This window comes from Actinospineispora eucalypti (assembly GCF_039543365.1).
GTDB lineage: Bacteria > Actinomycetota > Actinomycetes > Mycobacteriales > Pseudonocardiaceae > Pseudonocardia > Pseudonocardia eucalypti.
Genome location: NZ_BAABJP010000001.1, coordinates 797,946 through 818,217 on the forward strand (window position 1 = coordinate 797,946; position 20,272 = coordinate 818,217).

At 72.5% G+C, this 20,272-nt stretch carries 24 protein-coding genes; 20 read left to right on the forward strand and 4 right to left on the reverse strand.

From position 1 onward, the window contains the following. Positions 1-58 precede the first annotated feature (58 nt). Genes fdxA through ABEB12_RS03865 form a run of 3 tightly spaced genes read left to right on the forward strand, consistent with a single transcriptional unit; the run spans position 59 to position 2,718 of the window. Positions 59-385, forward strand: a complete 327-nt coding sequence (fdxA, locus tag ABEB12_RS03855) for a ferredoxin (RefSeq protein WP_185058981.1) — start codon at positions 59-61, stop codon at positions 383-385. A 7-nt stretch (positions 386-392) separates the two neighbouring features. Continuing rightward, a complete protein-coding gene (gene dapC / locus ABEB12_RS03860) occupies positions 393-1,508 on the forward strand; it encodes a succinyldiaminopimelate transaminase (RefSeq protein WP_221497545.1) in 1,116 nt (371 codons plus the stop codon). A 10-nt stretch (positions 1,509-1,518) separates the two neighbouring features. Continuing rightward, positions 1,519-2,718: an MFS transporter gene (locus tag ABEB12_RS03865; protein WP_185058982.1), complete on the forward strand. Its 1,200-nt coding sequence runs from the start codon at positions 1,519-1,521 to the stop codon at positions 2,716-2,718. Here the strand turns inward: ABEB12_RS03865 and ABEB12_RS03870 are convergent. Genes ABEB12_RS03870 through ABEB12_RS03880 form a run of 3 tightly spaced genes read right to left on the reverse strand, consistent with a single transcriptional unit; the run spans position 2,715 to position 5,152 of the window. Continuing rightward, complete coding sequence (locus ABEB12_RS03870; protein WP_185058983.1) at positions 2,715-3,692, reverse strand: CHAD domain-containing protein; 978 nt, start codon at positions 3,690-3,692, stop codon at positions 2,715-2,717. The two genes, ABEB12_RS03865 and ABEB12_RS03870, sit on opposite strands and share 4 nt — an antisense overlap. Before the next feature lie 16 nt (positions 3,693-3,708). Then, on the reverse strand, positions 3,709-4,653 hold the full coding sequence (gene dapD / locus ABEB12_RS03875) for a 2,3,4,5-tetrahydropyridine-2,6-dicarboxylate N-succinyltransferase (RefSeq protein WP_425572196.1): 945 nt from the start codon (positions 4,651-4,653) through the stop codon (positions 3,709-3,711). 1 nt (position 4,654) lies between these two features. Next, positions 4,655-5,152 carry a helix-turn-helix transcriptional regulator gene (locus ABEB12_RS03880; RefSeq protein ID WP_345702515.1) on the reverse strand — a complete coding sequence of 166 codons (498 nt, stop codon included), beginning with the start codon at positions 5,150-5,152 and terminating at the stop codon, positions 4,655-4,657. Between the two features lie 401 nt (positions 5,153-5,553). Here ABEB12_RS03880 and dapE point away from each other — a divergent pair, with 401 nt between their 5' ends. The 11 genes from dapE to glgC all read left to right on the forward strand — a co-directional run bounded on the left by dapE (position 5,554) and on the right by glgC (position 14,328). Further along, positions 5,554-6,666 carry a succinyl-diaminopimelate desuccinylase gene (gene dapE / locus ABEB12_RS03885; RefSeq protein WP_185058984.1) on the forward strand — a complete coding sequence of 371 codons (1,113 nt, stop codon included), beginning with the start codon at positions 5,554-5,556 and terminating at the stop codon, positions 6,664-6,666. Between the two features lie 10 nt (positions 6,667-6,676). Then, positions 6,677-7,438 (forward strand): TIGR00730 family Rossman fold protein, encoded by a 762-nt coding sequence (locus ABEB12_RS03890; protein WP_185058985.1) that lies wholly within the window; start codon positions 6,677-6,679, stop codon positions 7,436-7,438. After that, positions 7,435-7,986, forward strand: a complete 552-nt coding sequence (locus tag ABEB12_RS03895; RefSeq protein ID WP_221497546.1) for a TIGR00730 family Rossman fold protein — start codon at positions 7,435-7,437, stop codon at positions 7,984-7,986. Before ABEB12_RS03890 ends, ABEB12_RS03895 begins: the two co-directional genes overlap by 4 nt. Before the next feature lie 67 nt (positions 7,987-8,053). After that, a complete protein-coding gene (folP, locus tag ABEB12_RS03900; RefSeq protein WP_185061110.1) occupies positions 8,054-8,866 on the forward strand; it encodes a dihydropteroate synthase in 813 nt (270 codons plus the stop codon). Next, positions 8,867-9,802, forward strand: a complete 936-nt coding sequence (locus ABEB12_RS03905) for a glucosyl-3-phosphoglycerate synthase (RefSeq protein ID WP_185058987.1) — start codon at positions 8,867-8,869, stop codon at positions 9,800-9,802. It abuts the gene before it with no gap. 10 nt (positions 9,803-9,812) lie between these two features. After that, positions 9,813-10,184, forward strand: a complete 372-nt coding sequence (locus ABEB12_RS03910) for a DivIVA domain-containing protein (protein ID WP_185058988.1) — start codon at positions 9,813-9,815, stop codon at positions 10,182-10,184. Next, positions 10,181-10,636, forward strand: coding sequence for an SRPBCC family protein (locus ABEB12_RS03915; RefSeq protein ID WP_185058989.1), 456 nt, complete (start codon positions 10,181-10,183; stop codon positions 10,634-10,636). The genes ABEB12_RS03910 and ABEB12_RS03915 overlap by 4 nt, the downstream gene beginning before the upstream one ends. After that, positions 10,633-11,235: a DNA-3-methyladenine glycosylase I gene (locus tag ABEB12_RS03920; RefSeq protein WP_185058990.1), complete on the forward strand. Its 603-nt coding sequence runs from the start codon at positions 10,633-10,635 to the stop codon at positions 11,233-11,235. The genes ABEB12_RS03915 and ABEB12_RS03920 overlap by 4 nt, the downstream gene beginning before the upstream one ends. 148 nt (positions 11,236-11,383) lie before the next feature. Further along, complete coding sequence (locus tag ABEB12_RS03925) at positions 11,384-11,551, forward strand: DUF3117 domain-containing protein (RefSeq protein ID WP_084211001.1); 168 nt, start codon at positions 11,384-11,386, stop codon at positions 11,549-11,551. 83 nt (positions 11,552-11,634) lie between these two features. Then, a complete protein-coding gene (locus ABEB12_RS03930; RefSeq protein WP_345702516.1) occupies positions 11,635-13,083 on the forward strand; it encodes a leucyl aminopeptidase family protein in 1,449 nt (482 codons plus the stop codon). Positions 13,084-13,110: 27 nt separating this feature from the next. After that, entirely contained in the window at positions 13,111-14,328 is a 1,218-nt protein-coding gene (gene glgC / locus ABEB12_RS03935; RefSeq protein WP_185061112.1) for a glucose-1-phosphate adenylyltransferase, read from the forward strand. Here the strand turns inward: glgC and ABEB12_RS03940 are convergent. Continuing rightward, the gene (locus tag ABEB12_RS03940; protein WP_185061113.1) at positions 14,325-14,969 is read right to left on the reverse strand and encodes an O-methyltransferase; all 645 of its coding nucleotides are present in this window, start codon (positions 14,967-14,969) and stop codon (positions 14,325-14,327) included. The two genes, glgC and ABEB12_RS03940, sit on opposite strands and share 4 nt — an antisense overlap. A 204-nt stretch (positions 14,970-15,173) precedes the next feature. On the opposite strand from ABEB12_RS03940, the gene sigE reads away from it, so the two are divergent. From sigE to ABEB12_RS03970, 6 genes are all read left to right on the forward strand, one after another. Then, entirely contained in the window at positions 15,174-15,803 is a 630-nt protein-coding gene (sigE, locus tag ABEB12_RS03945; protein WP_185058991.1) for an RNA polymerase sigma factor SigE, read from the forward strand. A 3-nt stretch (positions 15,804-15,806) separates the two neighbouring features. Further along, complete coding sequence (locus ABEB12_RS03950) at positions 15,807-16,466, forward strand: zf-HC2 domain-containing protein (RefSeq protein ID WP_185058992.1); 660 nt, start codon at positions 15,807-15,809, stop codon at positions 16,464-16,466. Positions 16,467-16,510: 44 nt separating this feature from the next. Continuing rightward, entirely contained in the window at positions 16,511-18,034 is a 1,524-nt protein-coding gene (locus ABEB12_RS03955) for a trypsin-like peptidase domain-containing protein (protein WP_185058993.1), read from the forward strand. Positions 18,035-18,055: 21 nt separating this feature from the next. Continuing rightward, positions 18,056-18,433 (forward strand): Sec-independent protein translocase protein TatB, encoded by a 378-nt coding sequence (gene tatB, locus ABEB12_RS03960; RefSeq protein ID WP_185058994.1) that lies wholly within the window; start codon positions 18,056-18,058, stop codon positions 18,431-18,433. Positions 18,434-18,512: 79 nt separating this feature from the next. Beyond that, complete coding sequence (locus ABEB12_RS03965; RefSeq protein ID WP_185058995.1) at positions 18,513-18,995, forward strand: Rrf2 family transcriptional regulator; 483 nt, start codon at positions 18,513-18,515, stop codon at positions 18,993-18,995. 44 nt (positions 18,996-19,039) lie between these two features. After that, entirely contained in the window at positions 19,040-20,272 is a 1,233-nt protein-coding gene (locus ABEB12_RS03970) for an FAD-dependent oxidoreductase (RefSeq protein ID WP_185058996.1), read from the forward strand.

Genomic DNA, 20,272 nt, shown 5'->3' on the forward strand with positions numbered 1-20,272 from the left:
GAAACTGAGGAGACATACTGACGTCCGAGAACGTCGTTACCACCGCTGGAGAGACGCCGTGACGTATGTGATCGCCGAGCCATGTGTCGACCTGCAAGACAAGGCCTGCATAGAAGAGTGCCCGGTTGACTGCATCTATGAGGGTGGGCGGATGCTCTACATCCACCCCGATGAGTGCGTCGACTGCGGCGCCTGCGAGCCGGTCTGCCCGGTCGAGGCCATCTACTACGAGGACGACGTTCCGGATCAGTGGAAGGACTACACCAAGGCGAACGCCGACTTCTTCGAGGAGCTCGGCTCGCCGGGTGGCGCCTCCAAGGTCGGCCGGGTGGAGCGGGACGTGCCGCCGGCTTCCGGGCTGCCCCCGCAGGAACACGACGCGTGAGCACTGTTTGAGCCCGTTCATCGCCGGGCTGCCGGACTTTCCCTGGGACTCGCTCGCCGAGGCCACCGCGAAGGCGGCCGCCCACCCGGACGGCATTGTGGACCTCTCCGTCGGTACCCCCGTGGACGAGGTGCCGACGGCGATCAGGGCGGCGCTGGCCAGCGAGCCGGCGCAGGCGCCCGGCTACCCGGCCACCTGGGGAACCGCCGCCCTGCGTGGGGCCGCCTCGGCGGCGATGGGCCGGCGCTACGGGGTCGACGGGCTGAACCCGGACGCCGTGCTGCCCACCATCGGCTCCAAGGAGCTGGTCGCCTGGCTGCCCACGCTGCTCGGCCTGGGGGCGGGGGACGCCGTGGTGATCCCCGAGCTGGCCTACCCGACGTACGAGGTGGGCGCGCGCATTGCCGGCGCCGATCCGGTGCGCGCCGACTCGCTGCTCTCGGCCGGACCGGCCCGCGTGCGGCTGGTGTGGGTGAACTCGCCGTCCAACCCGACCGGGCGGGTGCTGCCGGTCGAGCACCTGCGCAAGATGGTCGACTGGACGCGCGAGCGGGGCGCGGTGCTGGCCGCCGACGAGTGCTACCTCGGGCTGTCCGGCGGTCGGCCCGAGGGCGTCTACTCGGTGCTGCACCCCGAGGTGTGCGGCGGTTCGCACGCCGGGCTGCTGGCGGTGCACTCGCTGTCCAAGACGTCCAACCTGGCCGGCTACCGGGCCGGGTTCGTGACCGGTGACCCCTCGCTGGTCGCCGGCCTGCTGGAGGTGCGCAAGCACGCCGGCATGATGATGCCGAGGCCGGTGCAGGTGGCGATGACCGCCGCGCTGGAGGACGACACGCACGTCGCCGCCCAGTGGGCGCGCTACCGCGCCCGGCGGGAGAAGCTGGCCGGCGCGTTGACCTCGGCCGGGTTGAAAATCGAGCACTCCGATAACGCGCCAGCCGGGCTCTACCTGTGGGCCACGGCCGGCGAACCGTGCCGGGCGACCGTGGACCGGCTGGCCGGGCTGGGCATCCTGGTCGCGCCGGGCGAGTTCTACGGCCCGGCCGGGGCGCGGCACGTGCGGGTGGCGCTGACCGCCACCGACGAGCGGGTGGACGCGGCGGTGCAGCGGCTCCTTTCATGAGCGCCCGCCGATGAGTCGGCCTCGCCCGGCAGCGGTGCTGGTCGGGGTCCTGCTGCTGGCGGTGAGCTTCCGCACCGCGCTGGCCGGCTACCCGCCGCTGCTGGAGATCGTCCGGGACGACCTGGGGCTTTCCGCCGGCGCGGCCGGCCTGGTGCAGGCCTCGGCGGTGGTGCTGATGGGCATTGGCTCGTTCGCCGCTCCCGCCGTGGGCGTCCGGCTGGGTTGGGAGCGCGGGCTGGCCGTGTCGGTGGCGGTCCTCTCCGCCGGCAGCCTGGTGCGCATCGTGCCGACGCTGCCCGCACTGATCTGTGGCAGTGTGCTGGTCGGCTGGGGCATCGGCACGGCCGGCGTGCTGGTCACCGGCGTGGTGAAACACCACCTGGAGGGCCGGGCCGGGGTGGTTACCGGTTCCTACGTGGTGTCCATGATGATCGGCGCCTCGGTGACCAGCGTGGTCGCCGTGCCGCTCGCCGTCGGCCTGGGTGGCTGGTCGTTCTCCCTGGCGGTGTGGGCGGTGCCCGCGCTGCTCGCGGTGGGCGCCTGGTGGTCGGTGGCGCGGTGGTGCCCGCCGGGTTCGAACGACCGGCGCGGGGCGCTGCCCTGGCGGGACGGCTTCGCCCGGCTGGCCATGTGTTTCATGGCATCCACGTCGGTGCAGTTCTACGGCTGGCTGACCTGGTTGGCCCCGTACTACCAGCACCTCGGCTGGTCGCCGCGGCGAGCGGCGCTGCTGCAGGCGCTGTGGACGTTCACCCAGATCCCGGCGGCGCTGCTGGTGTCGGCGATGGCCGAGCGACGCCGCCGGTGGGTGTTCTGGTCGTCCGCGTCGCTGGTCTGCGGGCTGGTGGGCACGGTCGGCGCGCTGTGCTGGCCGCTGCCGCCGGTGGTCGGCCCGTGGGCTTGGGCGGTGCTGGCCGCGATCGGCGTCGGCGCCGGGTTCCCCCTGGGCATCTCGGTGATCGCCTGGCGAACCCCGGACGGGGCGCGAGCCGGCGCGGTGGGCGGCCTCGCGCTGGGCGTCGGCTACCTGATGGCCGGGACGGCACCGCTGCTGATGGGCCTGCTGCTGGACCTCACCGGCGGCTACCGAGTCCCGTTCGGCGTCCTGGTACTGGCCGGCCTGACCCAGGCCCTGGCCATCCTGCTCATCGGCGACGGGCCTGAACCAACCCGCCCGACCCGACCCGACCGCCCGGCCCGGGCGGGCTAGAGGACGCTGGCGCGCGCGGCCACCCGCTGCCAGGCCGCCCACCAGAGCCCGCGCTGCTGTTCCGCGCGCGCGTACTCTCGCTCCACCAGGCGCCCGGCGACGAACGTCAGCAGTCGCGGGTCGCCGCTGGTCGCGCCCCGGTCCAGCAGCTCGCGGATCTTCTCCTGGGCGACGCAGGCGTCCTGGTGATCGCCGAGCACCTCCTGCAGGCCGGAGGTGGCGCCGAGCAGCTGGCGGACCGGCTTGCCGAGCACCGGCTCCACCAGCTCGCCGGTGTAGCGCAGCCGCTTGCCCTTGATGCGCAGCGCGTGCAGCACCTCGTCCGGCGGGTCCTCCCCGGCGCGCCGCACCGCCTTGCGCAGCATGCGGAACTCCTTGCGCACCAGCTCGACCAGCTCCGGCTGGCGTTCGGTGGCCGACGGGGTGGGCAGGGGCAGACGGACCGCGTCGGCCAGCCGTTCCAGCAGCGTGACGTAGCGGGGCGCGGCCAGCGCGTGCATCATGTCCGCCCTGGCCAGCGTGTAGTCCGCGTCCAGCGTGCTGATCAGCGCCTCGGCGGCGGCGCGCTCGTTCTCCGGCAGGTCGGCGGCCAGCCCGCGCAGCCGGGGCAACAACACGTCCAGGTCCCGGACCGGCCCCAACGAGCGCCCCAACCAACCCAGCTCGGCCCGCAGCGTGTCCGACCACTCGGCGTCCAACAGCGGCCGGGCCGCCTTCAGGGCGGCCCGCATGCGCCGGACGGAAACCCGCATCTGGTGCACGTCCTCGACGTCCCGCCCGATGCGCGCGCCCGCGTCGTGCTTGAGCAGCGCGCGTAGCCGGGTGTCCAGCGCGACCCGCACGTGGTGCACCGGGGGGTCGCTGGGCACGGCGGTGAGCGGCTCGGGCAGCCGCAGCACGGCCAGCGGTGGTGCCTCGGTGCCCCGATGGATCGGAGCGGGGTGCCGAACGGCCGTTGCGCCGGTTAAGACCATGAGACCAGTCTAAGTTTTAGTTGTTCGCGTGCAGTGCTTCGTTCAGCTCTACGGTCTGGCCGCCACGCGATCGGGCTAGTACCGCGCCGGTCTGCGAGTCCCGGATCAGCAGCAACCCGTCGTGGCCGGACAGCTCGCGGGCCTTGACCACACTGCCGTCCGGCAGCTTCACCTTGGTCCCGGCGGTGATGTACAGCCCGGCCTCCACCACGCAGTCGTCGCCGAGCGAGATGCCGATGCCGGCGTTCGCCCCGAGCAGGCAGCGCTTGCCGACCGAGATCACGTCCTTGCCGCCGCCGGACAGCGTGCCCATGATCGACGCACCGCCGCCGACGTCGGAGCCGTCGTCCACCACCACACCGGCCGAGATCCGGCCCTCCACCATCGAGTTGCCCAGCGTGCCGGCGTTGAAGTTGACGAAGCCCTCGTGCATCACGGTGGTGCCGGCGGCCAGGTGGGCGCCCAGCCGCACCCGGTCGGCGTCGGCGATGCGCACGCCGGCGGGCAGCACGTAGTCGACCATGCGCGGGAACTTGTCCAGCCCGTACACCGCGACGTTCTGCCCGGTGGCGCGCAGCCTGGCCCTGGTCAGCTCGAAGTCGGTCACCGCGCACGGGCCGGCGCTGGTCCACACCACGGTGGCGAGCAGGCCGAACATGCCGTCCAGGTTGATCGAGTGCGGCCGGGCAAGGCGGTGGCTGAGCAGGTGCAGGCGCAGGTAGACGTCGTGCGCGTCCTCCGGCGGGTCGGCCAGTGAGCCGATCTCGGTGCGCACCACGACCAGTTCGACGCCGCGCGCCTGGTCCCGACCGGCGAGCCCGGTCAGGTCGGGTTGGTCGGCCGCGCCGGCGGCCGAGCCCAGCACGGGAGCGGGGAACCAGGTGTCCAGCACGGTGCCGTCGCCCGCCACGGTGGCCAGCCCGACGCCGTACGCGCCTTCGGTGATATGCACGAGCGACACGTTAGCCGAAGCGCAGCAGGCGCCCGTCGCGGACGATTGGGATCGGTGGTTCGCTCGCCCGGTCGGACTGCATTCCCCGAACCTCCCATCGGCTGCGGGCGCGCTGGGCGTCGCGGAGCCGGCGGTCACGGTGATAGGTCTCCGGCGGGCGGGCCAGCCCGAAGCGATCGCCCCACCACTCACCGTCGCGGGGGTCGAGCACTGTGTCCAGGTGCGCGGGAAAGTGTCTGTTCGCGCCGTCCTTCGTGTTGTCCCAGGCACGCAGCGGCGGCACAACGTGTCCCTGGCCGTCCACCGCAACCAGATGGACGTCCGCGACCGCGAGCAACCGGCTCAGCATGGCGAGGCTCGGTGCGTAGCCGCCCGCCTCCACCCGGTTCACCGTGGACCGCGAGACGCCGGCCCGTGCGGCGAGTTCCCGTTGGCTGAGGTCCGCCCGCCGTCGAACGGCGCGAACCAGCCCGGCAACGCAAAACTTGAACAGTCGACGATCGGTCATTCCCCCACTCTGCGTTTCAGCGCGAGACCGGCCAACCGCTTGATGCCTGCCTGTGGATAACCCGGCAAAACCCCTGCACCTGTGGGCAACTCAAACCGGCCATCCTCGACTTGTGCTATAGGCCGCCCCTCGGGCGTCTCCTCCCCAACCCCTCCGCGGAAGGTATGGCTCTGCGTGGAAATACGCGACACGCGCCGCCGCGGCGGATCAGCTGCTCTTGACGAGCTGCGCGGCTGAGCGCGATCAGGAATGCGGGGGTTTCACCTCACGGAGTCTGCTTCTCGAATTGAGCCGTGAATTTGCGACGTGGCGCATATTTCCACGCAGAGCCATAGCGTGTTGGAGGACTCCGGAGGAGAGCGGCGGGAACCGGACGACGTGGTCGGCGTAGCGTGCGGGGTATGAGCGCTTCCGCTCGGGCGACGGTAGCCCGGGGCCCAGTTCCAGCTCTCGACCTGAGTGCCGACCCGGTCGAGCTCACCGCCGCGCTGGTCGACGTACCGAGCGTGTCCGGCGAGGAGGGAGCACTGGCGGACGCCGTGGAGGAGGCCTTGCGTGCGCAGGCGCCCACGTTCGAGCTGCTGCGCAGCGGAAACGCGGTGCTCGCGCGCACCAACGGTGACCGGCCGACCAGGGTGCTGCTGGCCGGCCACCTGGACACCGTGCCGATCGCGGACAACGTGCCGTCCCACCGCGAGGGGGACCGCATCTACGGCTGCGGCACGTCCGACATGAAGTCCGGGGACGCGATGATCGCCCACCTGGCGGCCACCATCGACGACCCGGCGCACGAGCTCACCCTCGTGTTCTACGACTGCGAGGAGGTGGAAGCCGCGCGCAACGGGCTGGGCCGGATCGAGCGGGAGCACCGGGACTGGCTCCAGGCCGACCTGGCGGTCCTGGCCGAGCCGACGGACGGCGCCGTGGAAGCCGGCTGCCAGGGCACGCTGCGCGCGGTGGTGCGCACGACCGGGCGGCGCGCCCACTCCGCCCGGTCCTGGCTGGGCGAGAACGCCATCCACGCGGCGGCCCCCATCCTGCGGCGGCTCAACGAGTACCGGCCCCGCCAGGTGGACATCGACGGCTGCGTCTACCGGGAGGGCCTGCAGGCGGTGCGCATCGAGGGCGGCGTCGCGGGCAACGTGGTGCCGGACGAGGCCTGCGTCACGGTGAACTTCCGGTTCGCCCCGGACCGCACGCCCGAGCAGGCCGCCGACCACGTGCGCGAGGTCTTCGACCATGCACCGCTGGAGATCACCGACTCGGCGGCCGGCGCGCTGCCCGGCCTGCACGCCCCGGCGGCGAAGGCGTTCCTGGCCGCGACCGGCGCGCGGCCGGTGGCCAAGTACGGCTGGACGGACGTCTCCCGGTTCGCCGCCCTGGGCATTCCGGCGATCAACTTCGGCCCCGGCGACCCGAACCTGGCGCACACCCGGGAAGAGTTCGTGAACATCGACCGAATCACCCGGTGCACGGAGTTGCTCCGCCGCTACCTGACGTCGGCCGGGCGCTAGTGTCGGTGGGGTGTCTGTCGACGACGAGCGCCCTTCAGAAAAGCTCCGAGGCCCGGTCGTGCTGCGCCGGGACCGCCGCGTAGAACCCACCACGACCGACCAGCGCCTGCTCGACTCGCGCGGTCCCTCCGACTGGGTGCACACCGACCCGTGGCGGGTGCTGCGCATCCAGGCCGAGTTCGTCGAGGGCTTCGGCATGCTGGCCGAGCTGCCCCGCGCGGTCACCGTGTTCGGCTCGGCCCGCACCAAGCGCGAGCACCCGGAGTACCAGCTGGGACGGGATCTGGGGAAGGCGCTGGCCGAGTCCGGGTTCGCGGTGATGACCGGCGGCGGCCCCGGCACCATGGAAGCGGTCAACCGGGGCTGCAACGACGCGGGCGGGCTGTCCGTCGGCCTCGGCATCGAGCTGCCCTTCGAGCAGGGCCTCAACCCCTGGGTGGACCTGGGCATCAACTTCCGCTACTTCTTCGCCCGCAAGACCATGTTCGTGAAGTACTCGCAGGCGTTCGTCTGCCTGCCCGGCGGCTTCGGCACGCTGGACGAGCTGTTCGAGGCGCTCACCCTGGTGCAGACCAAGAAGGTCACCAAGTTCCCGGTGGTGCTGCTGGGCACCGAGTACTGGGGCGGCCTCTACGAGTGGTTGAAGAACTCGGTGTTCGAAAGCGGCAAGATCGGTGAGAAGGACCTCGCCCTGGTGCACGTCACGGACGACATCGACGAGGCCGTCAAGCTGGTCAACGAGGCCTACAAGGCGTGGGAAGAGACCCATTGAGCCGCGCTGTCTGTGTCTACTGCTCGTCCTGGGACGGGGTAGACCCGAGCAACCTGGCGCTGGCCGAGGCGGTCGGTTCGGGAATCGCCGAGCGCGGCTGGACGCTGGTCTCCGGGGGTGGGCGCCGGTCCATGATGGGCGCGGTGGCCAAGGCGGCGCGGGCCGGCGGGGCTCGGACGGTCGGCGTGATCCCGCGCTCCATGGTGGAGCGGGAATGGGCCGACCACGACGCCGACGAGCTGCTCATCACCGACACGATGCGCGAGCGCAAGGCGCTGATGGACGCGCACGCCGACGCCTTCATCACCCTGCCCGGCGGCCTGGGAACCTGTGAGGAGCTGGTCGAGACGTGGAGCGCCGGGGTGCTGAACCTGCACGCCAAACCGGTGGTGCTGCTCGACCCGAACGGCCACTACGACGGCCTGATGGCCTGGATGAACGAGCTGGTGGACGCCGGGTTCGCCGGGCCGACCTCGATCAGCCGGCTGGTCCGGGCCGCCGATGTGAGCACCGCGCTGGACGCCTGCGCCGGTCCGGTCGCCGTGTAATGCTCGAAGTGTGAGGACACCACTGCGGTTCGGTACCCGGACGCCGCCGGCGGACCGGGCGCTGGTGATGGCGATCGTGAACCGCACCCCCGACTCGTTCTACGACCGGGGCGCCACGTTCGCCGAGGCGGACGCGTTGGCCGCGGTGGACGCCGCCGTCGCCGAGGGGGCGGACATCGTGGACATCGGCGGGGTCAAGGCGGGTCCGGGCAGCGACGTGGACACCGACGAGGAGATCCGGCGGGTGGTCCCGTTCATCGCCACCGTCCGGGCCCGCCATCCGGACGTGGTGATCAGCGTGGACACCTGGCGCGCCGAGGTGGGCCGGCTGGCCTGCGAGGAAGGCGCGGACCTGATCAACGACACCTGGGCCGGCGCGGATCCCAAGCTGGCCGAGGTGGCCGCCGAGTTCGAGGTCGGCGTGGTCTGCTCGCACACCGGCGGCGCGGTGCCGCGCACCCGCCCGCACCGGGTCAGCTACCCGAACCTGGTGGCGGACGTGATCGCCGAGCTGACCGGGCAGGCGGAGCGGGTGCTCGCGCTGGGCGTACCGAGGGAGGGCATCCTGATCGACCCGACCCACGACTTCGGCAAGAACACCTGGCACGGGCTGGAGCTGTTGCGCCGGTGCGACGAGCTGGCGGACACCGGTTGGCCGGTGCTGATGGCGCTCTCGCACAAGGACTTCATCGGGGAGACGCTCGGCGTCGGCCTGGAGGAACGCGGCGAGGGCACGCTCGCCGCGACCGCGCTGGCCGCCGCCGCCGGCGCGCGGGTGTTCCGGGCGCACGACGTGGCCGCCACCCGCCGCACGGTGGACATGGTGGCCAGCATCCAGGGCACCCGGCCGCCCGCCGGCTGCGTGCGGGGGCTGGCGTAGATGGAACCCGAACTGGAGCGGTGGTTCGCGCGGCGCACCTGGCAGCGGCCGGCGTGGACGGTGGACGAGCTGCGCGCGGCCAAGCGCGGGCGCACCGTCTCGGTGGTGCTGCCGGCGCTGAACGAGCAGGACACCGTGGGGCCGATCGTGGCGGCCATCGTGCCGCTCACCCGGGGCGCGGAACCGCTGGTGGACGAGCTGCTCGTGATGGACTCCGGGTCCACCGATCAGACCGGGGAGCGCGCGGCGGCGGCCGGTGCGCGGGTGGTCGGCCGTTCGGACGTGCTGCCCGAGCTGCCCCCGCTGGCCGGCAAGGGCGAGGTGCTCTGGCGCTCGCTGGCCGCCACCAGCGGTGATCTGGTGGTCTTCCTGGACTCCGACCTGGTGGACTTCGACCCCGGGTTCGTGCCGGCGTTGCTCGGCCCGCTGCTCACCGAGCCCAGGGTGGCGCTGGTCAAGGGGTTCTACCGGCGGCCGCTGCGGCTGGAGACGTCCGAGCTGGAGACCGGCGGCGGGCGGGTCACCGAGCTGCTGGTGCGGCCGTTGCTGGCCGCGTTGCGGCCGGAGCTGTCCGGGGTGGTGCAACCGCTCGGCGGGGAGTACGCGGCGACCCGCGAGCTGCTCGAGTCGGTGCCGTTCGCGGCGGGTTACGGGGTGGAGATCGGGCTGCTGCTGGACACCCACACCAACCGGGGGCTGGACGCGTTGGCGCAGGTCAACCTGGGAGTGCGCAAGCACCGCAACCGCTCGCTGCTGGCCCTGGGCGTGATGGCCAGGCAGATTCTGGCCGCCGCGCTGCACCGGTGCGCGCTGCCCGACGCGGGTGGCGCGATCACCCAGTTCCGCCAGCTCGAAGGCGAGTGGTTGCCGACCGGCCAGCGGGTCGAGGTGACCGAGCGCCCGCCGATGCGCGAGGTTGTCGGGGGCAGGCTTTAGGGTTTCCGTCGTGGGAACGGCGCTGATCTACCTGTTGGCGGTGCTGGCGGTGGCCGCCGTCTTCTTCGTGGTCGCCTCGGCGGTGTTCGGCCGGGGCGAGGAGCTCGCGCCGGTTCCGCCCGGCGCCACTCCTACCTGGCTGCCCGAGTCCGATGTGGCCGCCACCGACGTGCGCGCGGTGCGATTCCAGCAGGTGGTGCGCGGTTACAAGATGTCCGAGGTGGACTGGGTGCTGGAGCGGTTGGCCGGCGAGCTGGAGCGGGTGGGCGCGGAGCGGGACGAGCTGCGCCGCCAGGTGGACGAGCTGGCCCCCGCGCCGTCCGGCTCCACTCCCGGCTCTGGCTCAACGCCGTCGAGCCCGCCCGAAGGGGCCGCCGAATGAGCACCGTGGCGCTGTCCGAGCCGGTCGCCGCCCCGCCGGAGCGGACCTGGCGCGCGGTCACCGACTGGGCCCGCCAAGGCGAGTGGATGCTCGGCACCACGGTGGAGGTGACCGGCGGCGACGGGCGTTCGGTCGGCTCCACGCTGAGTGCCAGGACCGGCTACGGCGCTTTCGGCTTCGTGGACACCATGGAGATCACCGAGTTCGACCCGGCGGTCCGGCGCTGCGTGGTCCGGCACACCGGCTGGCTGGTCCGGGGCGAGGGCGAGTTCACCGTCTCGGGCCGGGCGGACGGTGGTTCGGAGGTGGAGTGGGTGGAGCGCCTGGAGCTCCCGTTCGGGCCCGTGGGCCGGTTCGGGTGGCCGTTCGCGCGGCCGGTGATGGCGGCCGGGGTGCGCTGGTCGCTGCGCCGGCTGGCCCGGTTCTGCGAGCAGTACCCGGAGGAGAAATGACCGCGAGCGACCTGCGGCCCGGCCCGGACGGGCAGCCGCGCTGCCCCTGGGGGCTGTCCGCGCCGGAGTACGTGGCCTACCACGACGAGGAGTGGGGGCGGCCGCTGCGCGGGGTGCGGCAGATGTTCGAGCGGGTATCCCTGGAGGCCTTCCAGTCCGGGCTGTCCTGGCTGGTCATCCTGCGTAAACGGGAGTCGTTCCGGGCCGCGTTCGCCAACTTCGAGCCGTCCGAGGTGGCCGAGTTCGACGACGCCGACGTGGCCCGGCTGCTCGCCGATCCCGGCATCGTGCGGAACCGGGCGAAGATCGACGCAACGCTGCGCAACGCCCGCGCGGTGCTGGCCATGGACACCCCGTTGGACGAGCTGCTCTGGTCGTTCGCCCCGGACCCGGACTCCCGGCCGCGCCCGCGCACGCTGGCCGAGGTGCCGGCGGTGACCCCCGAGTCCAAGGCGATGGCCAAGGAACTCAAGCGACGCGGGTTCAGCTTCGTGGGGCCGACCACGTGTTACGCGTTGATGCAGGCGACCGGGCTGGTAAACGATCACCTAGCGGGTTGTGCCGCCGCGATTGCTGACGGTGAGCGTTCAGCTCAATGATCGCCTCGGTTGCACTCCTGATTCGGCAATAGGGGAGAATAAACACAGGCGGGCCCGGGTCACCCCGGCGCGGCGCACTAGGCAGCCCCGCGCCGGGCCCCGACTTCCCCGAGCCCGGGGACCTGTTCGGCGATGGAGGGAGCTCGACATGGCGGCCATGAAGCCCCGGACCGGCGACGGTCCCCTCGAAGTGACCAAGGAGGGCCGGGGCATCGTCATGCGCGTCCCGTTAGAAGGCGGTGGCCGGCTGGTGGTCGAGATGTCGGCGGAAGAGGCGAGTGACCTCGGCGACGCTTTGAAGGCGGCATCGGGCTGAGTACGGCGGCAACCGGCTTCGGGGAGCCGGCCGGGCGGAGCGTGGGTGACGTGTTCCCGCGCGTTCCGACCCCCCTGCTAAAGGTGACCGCGGCGACCGGGCCGGACCCGGGGGCGCCACGCGTCGTCACGCTCGACGAGCAGGGAAACCAGCGGGGCTGGCCCGCCGAGCCGGTGGCCAGCGAGTTGATCACCCTGCTCGGGGCCACCGGCAAGCCCGGTGAGCTGCATCGACTGCCGGACGGGAGTTGGCTGCTCGGCATCGGGGACGGCGCCGACGAGGGCGGACTGCGGCACGCCGGGGCGACCCTCTCCGCCGGCATGGGCGCCCGCGCGGACCGGACGGAAGCGTCTTCGGCGGAAGGGGTTTCGGACGCCGGACGGGCCTCGCTGGACGCCTCCGGGATGTCCGAGGCCGCCCGGGTGGCCCTGGCCGTCGGGCTGATCCTGGGCTCGCACCGGTTCAAGGTGACCCGGAAGCAGCCGCCGCCACCGGGTGAGGTGCTGCTGGTCGTGCCGGCCGGCGAGCTGGCGGCGGCCGGTGAGCAGCTGGCGCGGGCGAGCGCGCTCGCCGGGGCGACCGCGCTCGCCCGTGACCTGGCCAGTGCCCCCTCCGACGTGAAGAGCCCGACCTGGCTGGTGGAGACCGCCGCCGCGCTGGCCGAGGACGTGCCGGGCCTGGCCGCGTCGGTGCGCCCGCACGAGTGGCTGGTGGCCAACGGCTTCGGCGGCATGCTCGCCGTGGGTGGCGGGTCGTCCCGCCCGCCGGCGTTGTTGCGCCTCACCTGGACGCCCCCCGGTGCCACGAAGCACCTGGTCCTGGTGGGCAAGGGCATCACCTTCGACACCGGTGGCATCTCCATCAAACCGGCCGACGGCATGCACCTGATGCGCACCGACATGGCCGGCGGCGCGGCGGTGATCGGCGCGATGCTGGCCATCGCCCGGCTGGAGCTGCCGATCAAGGTGACCGGGCTGGTCCCGGCGGCGGAGAACCACGTGTCCGGCTCGGCCTACCGGCCGGGTGACGTGGTGCGGCACTACGACGGCCAGACCACCGAGGTGACCAACACCGACGCCGAGGGCCGGATGGTGCTGGCCGACGCGATCGGCTACGCCGTTCGCGAGCTGGAGCCCGACCTGATCGTGGACGTGGCCACGCTGACCGGCGCCATGAAGGTGAGCCTGGGTTTGCGCACCGGCGGCCTGTTCGCCACCGACGACCCGCTGGCCGAGGCGTTGCTGGCGGCCGGGGAGCGCACCGGTGAGCAGCTGTGGCGGATGCCCCTGCTGGACCACGTCGCCGAGGAGGTGCCGTCGGACATCGCCGACCTGCGGCAGATTCCGAAGGGGCCGAGCGGCATCGGCGCGGCGCTGTTCCTGCGCGCGTTCACCGCCGGGCTGCCCTGGGCGCACCTGGACATCGCCGGCCCGGCGCGCTGCGAGAAGCCGTACCGAGAGGTCGCCGCCGGGGCGACCGGTTTCGCCGCGCGCACGCTCACCGTGCTGGCCGAGGCGATGTCTGCCGGCTAGGGTCGGCCGGGGGGTGAGCGGATGCGGATGAACGCACCGGGCAACGTGCTGGGCATCGTGCTTGCCGGCGGTGAGGGGAAGCGGCTGTGGCCGCTCACCGCCGACCGGGCGAAACCGGCCGTGCCGTTCGGCGGCAACTACCGCCTTATCGACTTCGTGCTCTCCAACCTGGTCAACGCCGGGATGCACCGGATCTGCGTGCTCACCCAGTACAAGTCCCACTCGCTGGACCGGCACATCTCCACCACCTGGCGTTTGTCCAGCGTGTTGGGCCAGTACATCACCCCGGTGCCGGCGCAGCAGCGGCTCGGCCGGCGCTGGTACACCGGTTCGGCGGACGCCATCTTCCAGAGCCTGAACCTGGTCTACGACGAGCGCCCGGACTACATCGCGGTGTTCGGCGCGGACCACGTGTACCGCATGGACCCGTCGCAGATGCTGGAGCGCCACGTCACCAGCGGGGCCGGGGTCACCGTCGCCGGCATCCGGGTGCCCCGCACCGAGGCCAAGGGTTTCGGTTGCATCTCGGCGAACGCGGACGGGCGCATCGTCGACTTCCTGGAGAAACCTTCCGACCCGCCGGGCACCCCCGACGACCCGGACGTCACGTTCGCCTCGATGGGCAACTACCTGTTCTCCACCGACGTGCTGCTGGACGCGCTGCACGCGGACGCCGAGGACGCCGACTCCGACCACGACATGGGCGGCGACATCATCCCGCGCCTGGTGCGGGCGGGTGAGGCGGCGGTGTACGACTTCGCGGACAACGTGGTGCCCGGGGCCACCGACCGGGACATCGGCTACTGGCGCGACGTCGGGACGCTGGACGCCTACTACGAGGCGCACGTTGACCTGGTGTCCGTGCACCCGATCTTCAACCTGTACAACGACAAGTGGCCGATCCGCACCGCCACGCCGCCCCTGCCGCCGGCCAAGTTCGTGGTGTCCGGTCGGGCCGAGGACTCCATCGTCGGTCCCGGCACGATCATCTCCGGCGGCCTGGTCACCCGCTCGGTGGTGAGCAACGGGGTACTGGTGGAGGCCGGCGCCGAGGTGTCCGACTCGGTCCTGCTGCCCGGGGTGCGCATCGGCAAGGGCGCGGAGGTGCGGCGGGCCATCCTGGACAAGAACGTGGTGGTGCCGGACGGCGCCCAACTGGGCGTTGACCTGGCCCTGGACCGCGCGCGCTACACCGTCAGCACCGGTGGTGTGGTGGTGCTGGGCAAGGGCGTCAGCGCCAGCTAGAGCGCCTTGGCCGCGACCAGCAGCACCGAGTCCAACCCGGGCAGCGGCACCAGGCGCTCGTCCTCCCGGCAGGTCCGCGACACCTGGAGCAGCGCCCGTGCGTCCCGGTTGTTGCCGTAGGACTCCAGCTCCTCGTCGCCGAGCACGCCGCACAGGGCGACCACTCCGCCGGGCCGCAGCAGCCGGATGGCCGCCTCCAGGTAACGCGGGTACTCCATCGGCACCGCGTCCACGAAGACCAGGTCGTAGCCCCCGTCGGCCAGCCGGGGCAGCACGTCCAGCGCATGCCCGTTGATCAGGCGGAACCGGGAGCTCGGGTAACCGGCGGCGCGGAAGCAGGCGCGGGCGGCGCGCTGGTACTCCGACTCCAGGTCGATCGAGGTCAGCACCCCGTCGGGGGCCATGCCGCGCAGCAGCCACAGCCCGCTCACCCCGGAGCCGGTGCCGATCTCCACCACCGTCCTGGCCCGCAGAGTGGTCGCCAGGAAGCGCAGCGTGGCCCCGTCGGTCGGCTCGATCGGCTCGCAGCCGAAGTCGACCCCGCGCACCCGGGCGTCCCGCAGCGGCTGGTCCTCGTCCAGGTAGTGATGGGCGAGCCCGGTTGCCGCGCCGGCGGGCGCGGTGGCGGGGCGAGGACCGATCACCTGAGCGAGGTTACTGCTTAGACCTCCTCCGATCGGGTATTGACGGCTCCGCGTCGAGGTTCTTAACCACCTCTCAGCATGAACTAACCTCCGCCTAACCGGCGTGGTCCAAGGTGGGAGGCAGCGAAAAAAGGAACAACGCGGGCTGCCGGGGAGTTCATACTCCTAGGACAACCCGCCCAGGAGGTGCGAACCGTCGCCATGGTCGACCGACCCAGCGCTCCGGCTGCCAACCGGCCCAGCGCTCCCGCCGCGTTGCCGGACGCCGCGTCCAGCTGGACGCCGCCGAGCTGGGACGAGGTCGTCCGCGAGCACGCCGACCGCGTGTACCGGCTGGCCTACCGGCTGACCGGCAACGCCCACGACGCGGAGGACCTCACCCAGGAGACGTTCATCCGGGTGTTCCGCTCGCTGGCCTCGTATCAGCCGGGCACCTTCGAGGGCTGGCTGCACCGCATCACCACGAACCTGTTCCTGGACATGGTGCGCCGGCGCGGCCGGCTGCGCATGGAGGGCCTGCCCGAGGACAGCGACCGCATCCCCGGCGGCGGGCCGGAGCCCGAGCAGGTCTACTCGGAGACCCACCTGGACCCCGCCCTGCAGGCCGCGTTGGACGAGCTGGCGCCCGAGTTCCGGGCGGCCGTGGTGCTCTGTGACATTGAAGGCCTGTCATATGAGGAAATCGGCGCTACCCTCGGAGTAAAGCTAGGCACCGTGCGGAGCAGGATTCACCGGGGCCGGGCGGCGCTGCGCGCGTCGCTGGAACGGCACCGGGAGCTGCGCGGCGACGGGGCAAGCTCAGCGGAGTCGCTGCAAGCCGTGGGAGGTTAGTGCATGACCGAGCTCCGGGCGCGGCACGTGGCGCGGCCGGCGTGGGGCGGGAACGGTGGTAGCCACCTCGCCCTCGACGCCATCGTGGCCTACGTCGACGAGGAGCTGACGCCGGGCGCACGCCGACGGGCATTGGAACACCTGGCCCGATGCACGGACTGCGCATCCGAGGTGGTGGCCCAGACCCAGGCCCGGTGGCTGTTGCGCGCCTCGGCGGCCCCCAGCCTGCCGTCCTCCCTGCTCTCCAGCCTGCGCGCGATCCCGCAGGAGACCGAGCTGCCCGAACCGCCCGCCGGCCTGGCAGTCGGGCCGGACGGCGAGCTGGTCTCCGTGCTTCGCCCCGCCCGGTCCAAGGCCGCGCCCGAGCGCGTCGACCGGCGGGCCGTGTTCGGCTTCGACCGCCGGGTGCTGCTCGGCGCGGGCGCCGCCATGTCCGGTCTTGCGCTCAGCGCGCTGGCCGTCGCGGGCGACGCCGACCCGGGCACCGCCACGCCGGTCGCCTCGCTGAACGGCGGCGGCCCCACGACCCCGGCGTCCACCGTGTGGGCGCGGCACGAGCACGCCCCCCGGTACGACAGCTCCATGGTCAACGCCGTCGGGCTGCCCTCGGTGGCCGGCAAGCCGGACCCGGTCGAGGCAGCGATCCTCCGCCCGGGAAAGTAGTCCCCTGACAGGGGTTTCACTCGGCACAGGGCAAGCTGATCTGGATGACTGAGACGCAGACCGAGTCGAGCGGCGGAAAGCCGGATGGCGGCGAGCCGCCCCGGCTCGGTCCGCGCCCGTTGGACCGTCCCTCGGTGGACGCGGACAGCGCCGAGCGGTTCGGTCGCCCGTCGGGCGTCGGCGGCTCGTTCGCGCCGGTCCCGAAGCAGGGTGCGGCCGCCGCGCTGGCCGACACCCGGCTGACCCCGCCGCCGCACCACGCCCTGGTCAGTGCCTTCGGCCGGCCCGAGAGCGGGTCGACGGGCACCGGTGGCCTGCAGCGCCCGCCGGACGGCGGGCCGCGCTCGGACGAGCCGGACCCGTTCTGGGAGGGCGGCACACGCGACCCGTGGCGGGATCCCGAGGCTTCCGTGCGGCTGGGGCCGCCGGCGGTGAACGGTGAGCCCAAGCAGCGCCCGACGCTGCCCGAGGGCGCCCGGCTGAGCGTGCGCGAGCTGGTTTTCGGCAACCGGGTGAAGCCCACCGCGCTGGCCGTGCTCGGGGTGATCGCGCTGCTCGTCGGCGCGGTCGGCGGGCTGGTCGGCAAGGCGATCAGCGACAGCTCCTCGGCACTGACCGACCCGAGCGCCACGCTCTCCTCCGCCGAACCGGGCAAGGAGCGCCCGCCGGGCTCGGTGGCCGGCATCGCCGGCCGGGTGCTCCCGGCCGTGGTGTCGCTGCAGATCCGGGTGGGCGACCAGGGCGGCAACGGTTCCGGGGTGATGATCGACCCGGGCGGCTACATCCTGACCAACAACCACGTGGTCGCGCCGGCCGCCGGGGTGGCCGGGGCCAAGGTGGAGGCGGTCTTCCACGACGGCACCCGGGTGGCCGGCCGGATCGTCGGCCGGGACCCGAAGACCGACATCGCCGTGGTGAAGGTGAACGTGCCGAACCCCACGGTGATCGCGCTGGGCAGCTCGGCGCAGCTCGCGGTCGGCGACGAGGTGATCGCCATCGGCTCGCCGCTCGGCCTGGAGAGCACGGTCACCAACGGAATCGTGAGCGCGCTGAACCGGGCGGTCCGGCTGTCCGGTGAGGGCTCGGACACCAACGCGGTGATCGACGCCATCCAGACCGACGCGGCGATCAACCCCGGCAACTCGGGCGGCCCGCTGGTGGACTCCACCGGCGCACTGGTCGGGCTGAACACGGCGATCCGCACCGACGGCGGCGGTTCGATCGGGCTCGGTTTCGCCATCCCGATCGACTACGCGCGCAGCATCGCGGAGAAGCTCATCCAGGGCGGCGTGGTCAAGCACACGGAGCTGGGCATCAACGCGGCCAAGCCGGTCACCGACGGCAGCATCGACGGTGCTGAGGTGAAGAACGTGCGGCCGGGCAGCTCGGGCAGCGAGGCGGGTATTCTCGAGCAGGATGTGATCGTGAAGGTCGGCGACCGACCGATCCGTTCGGCGAACGAGCTGTACGTGGCGATCCAGGAGCACGGGATCGGCGAACGGGTGCCGATCCAGCTGATCCGGCAGGGTCGGCCGCTGACCGTGACCGCCACGCTGCGGTCCGACTGATTCACTCGAGCGGAGGCCGGGGTGTTCGACAGCGTGGGCTGGGGCGAGATCCTGGTGCTGCTCGTCGCCGGCCTTTTCATCCTGGGGCCGGAGCGCCTGCCCGAGGCCGCCGCCTGGCTGGGCAAGACCATCCGCCAGGTCAAGGACTTCGCCACCGGTGCCCGTGACCAGCTGCGCAGCGAGATCGGCCCCGAGTTCGACGAGCTGCGCAAGCCGCTGGACGACCTGCGCCAGCCGCTGCAAGAGCTGCGCGGCCTGCGCGATCCCAAGCGGGCCATGATGCGCTCCCTGCTCGACGACCAGCCCACCAAACCCCAGTCCGCCAGCCCGACCCCGCCACCCCCATCCCGCGCGCTGGCCCCCAACGAGCGGCCCCCGATCGACCCCGACGCCACCTGATCTCCCGTCGTGGCCCGGCCCGATGCGCGCATCGCATTAATCTGGACATCATATAACCAGGATTGCTAGCATCCTGATTATGCGGATGAGCGAAGGGGTCGAGTGGGCGCTGCACAGCCTGCTCACCCTGGCCTGGCTGGGGGATGACCAGCCGGTGCCCACCGCCCGCTTCGCGTCCGGCCACGACCTGCCCAAGGCGTACCTGAACAAACAGCTGCAGGCGCTGGTGCGGGCCGGCCTGCTCACCTCCACGCCCGGCGCGCGCGGCGGTTACGTCCTCGCCCGCCCGCCGGAGAAGATCACGTTGATGGACGTGGTGACCGCGATCGAGGGGTCGGAGCGCGCGTTCCGGTGCGCCGACATCCGCCGGCGCGGCCCGGGCGCCACGGCGCCGGCCCGCGAGTACGCCGAACCGTGCGCCATCGACAGCGCGATGCGCCGGGCCGAGCTGGCCTGGCGCCGTGAACTGGCCGCGCAGACCATCGCCGACATCCGCGCCGCCGCCGACGCGCACGCGCCGAACGCGGCCGAGCGGGTGCGCCGCTGGCACGGCCGGGACTGAAACCTGATGAACACGACGGAAGCACACGACTAGGGAGAATCTGGATGTCTAATGTCCTGATTATTGGTGGCGGCTTCGCCGGGGTGTGGAGCGCGGCGGCGGCCGTCCGGCTGCGGGAGTCCGCCGGGGTGAGCGAGCGGGACCTGTCGGTGACGCTGGTCAGCGCCGGCGACGACATGGTCATCCGGCCCCGGCTCTACCAGGCCGAACCGGAGAAGATGCGGGTGTCGCTGGACCGCGTGCTGGGCCCGCTGGGGGTGCGCAGGGTGGCCGCCACGGTGACCGGGGTGGACACCGGGCGCCGGGAGGTCACCGCCGTCGGCCGCGACGGCCGGCCCACCGCGATCGGCTACGACCGGCTGGTGCTGGCCACCGGCAGCCAGCTGGTGCGCCCCGAACTGCCGGGCGCCGAGCACCTGCACAACGTGGACACCATGCCCGCCGCTGCCGCACTGGACGCCCACCTGCACCGGTTGCCGACCCGCCCGGACGCGCCCGGCCGGTTCACCGCCGCGGTGGTCGGCGCCGGGTTCACCGGGTTGGAGATCGCCACCGAGCTGGTGGACCGGCTGCGGGTCATCGCCCGGCCGCACGGTGCCGAGGACCAGGTGCGGGTGGTGCTGGTGGAGCGCGCGGACGCGGTCGGCCCCGAGCTCGGCGCCGGCCCCCGGCCGGACATCACCAAGGCCCTGGACGCCCTGGGCGTGGAGCCCCGGGTGGGCGTGAGCGTGACCGAGGTGCGCGCCGACGGCGTGCGCCTGACCGACGGCACCGACCTGGCCGCCGACACCGTGGTGTGGACGGCCGGCATGCTGGCCAGTCCGCTGACCGCCGACATCCCCGCCGGGCGCGACCGGCTGGGCCGGCTGGACGTGGACGAGTACCTGCGGGTGGCTGGCGTGCCCGGGGTCTACGCGGCCGGCGACACCGCCGCCGCCCGCGCCGAGGAGGGCCACTTCGTGACCCAGAGCTGCCAGCACGCCGGGCAGCTGGGCAAGCTGGCCGGGCACAACGTGGCCGCCGAGCTGCTCGGCGTGGACCTGGAGGCGTTCGACCCGATCCCGTACGTGACCTGCCTGGACCTGGGCTCGGCCGGCGCGGTGTTCAGCACCGGCTGGGAGCGCACGGTGGAGTCCACCGGCGAGACCGCCAAGGCGCGCAAGCGCATGATCAACGAAGTGGTCATCTACCCGCCGGTGGACGACCCGGAGGAGACGCTGCGGCGCGCCGACTTCCGTATTTCGCACCGTGATCTGCTGGAGCCTCAGGCAAGCTGA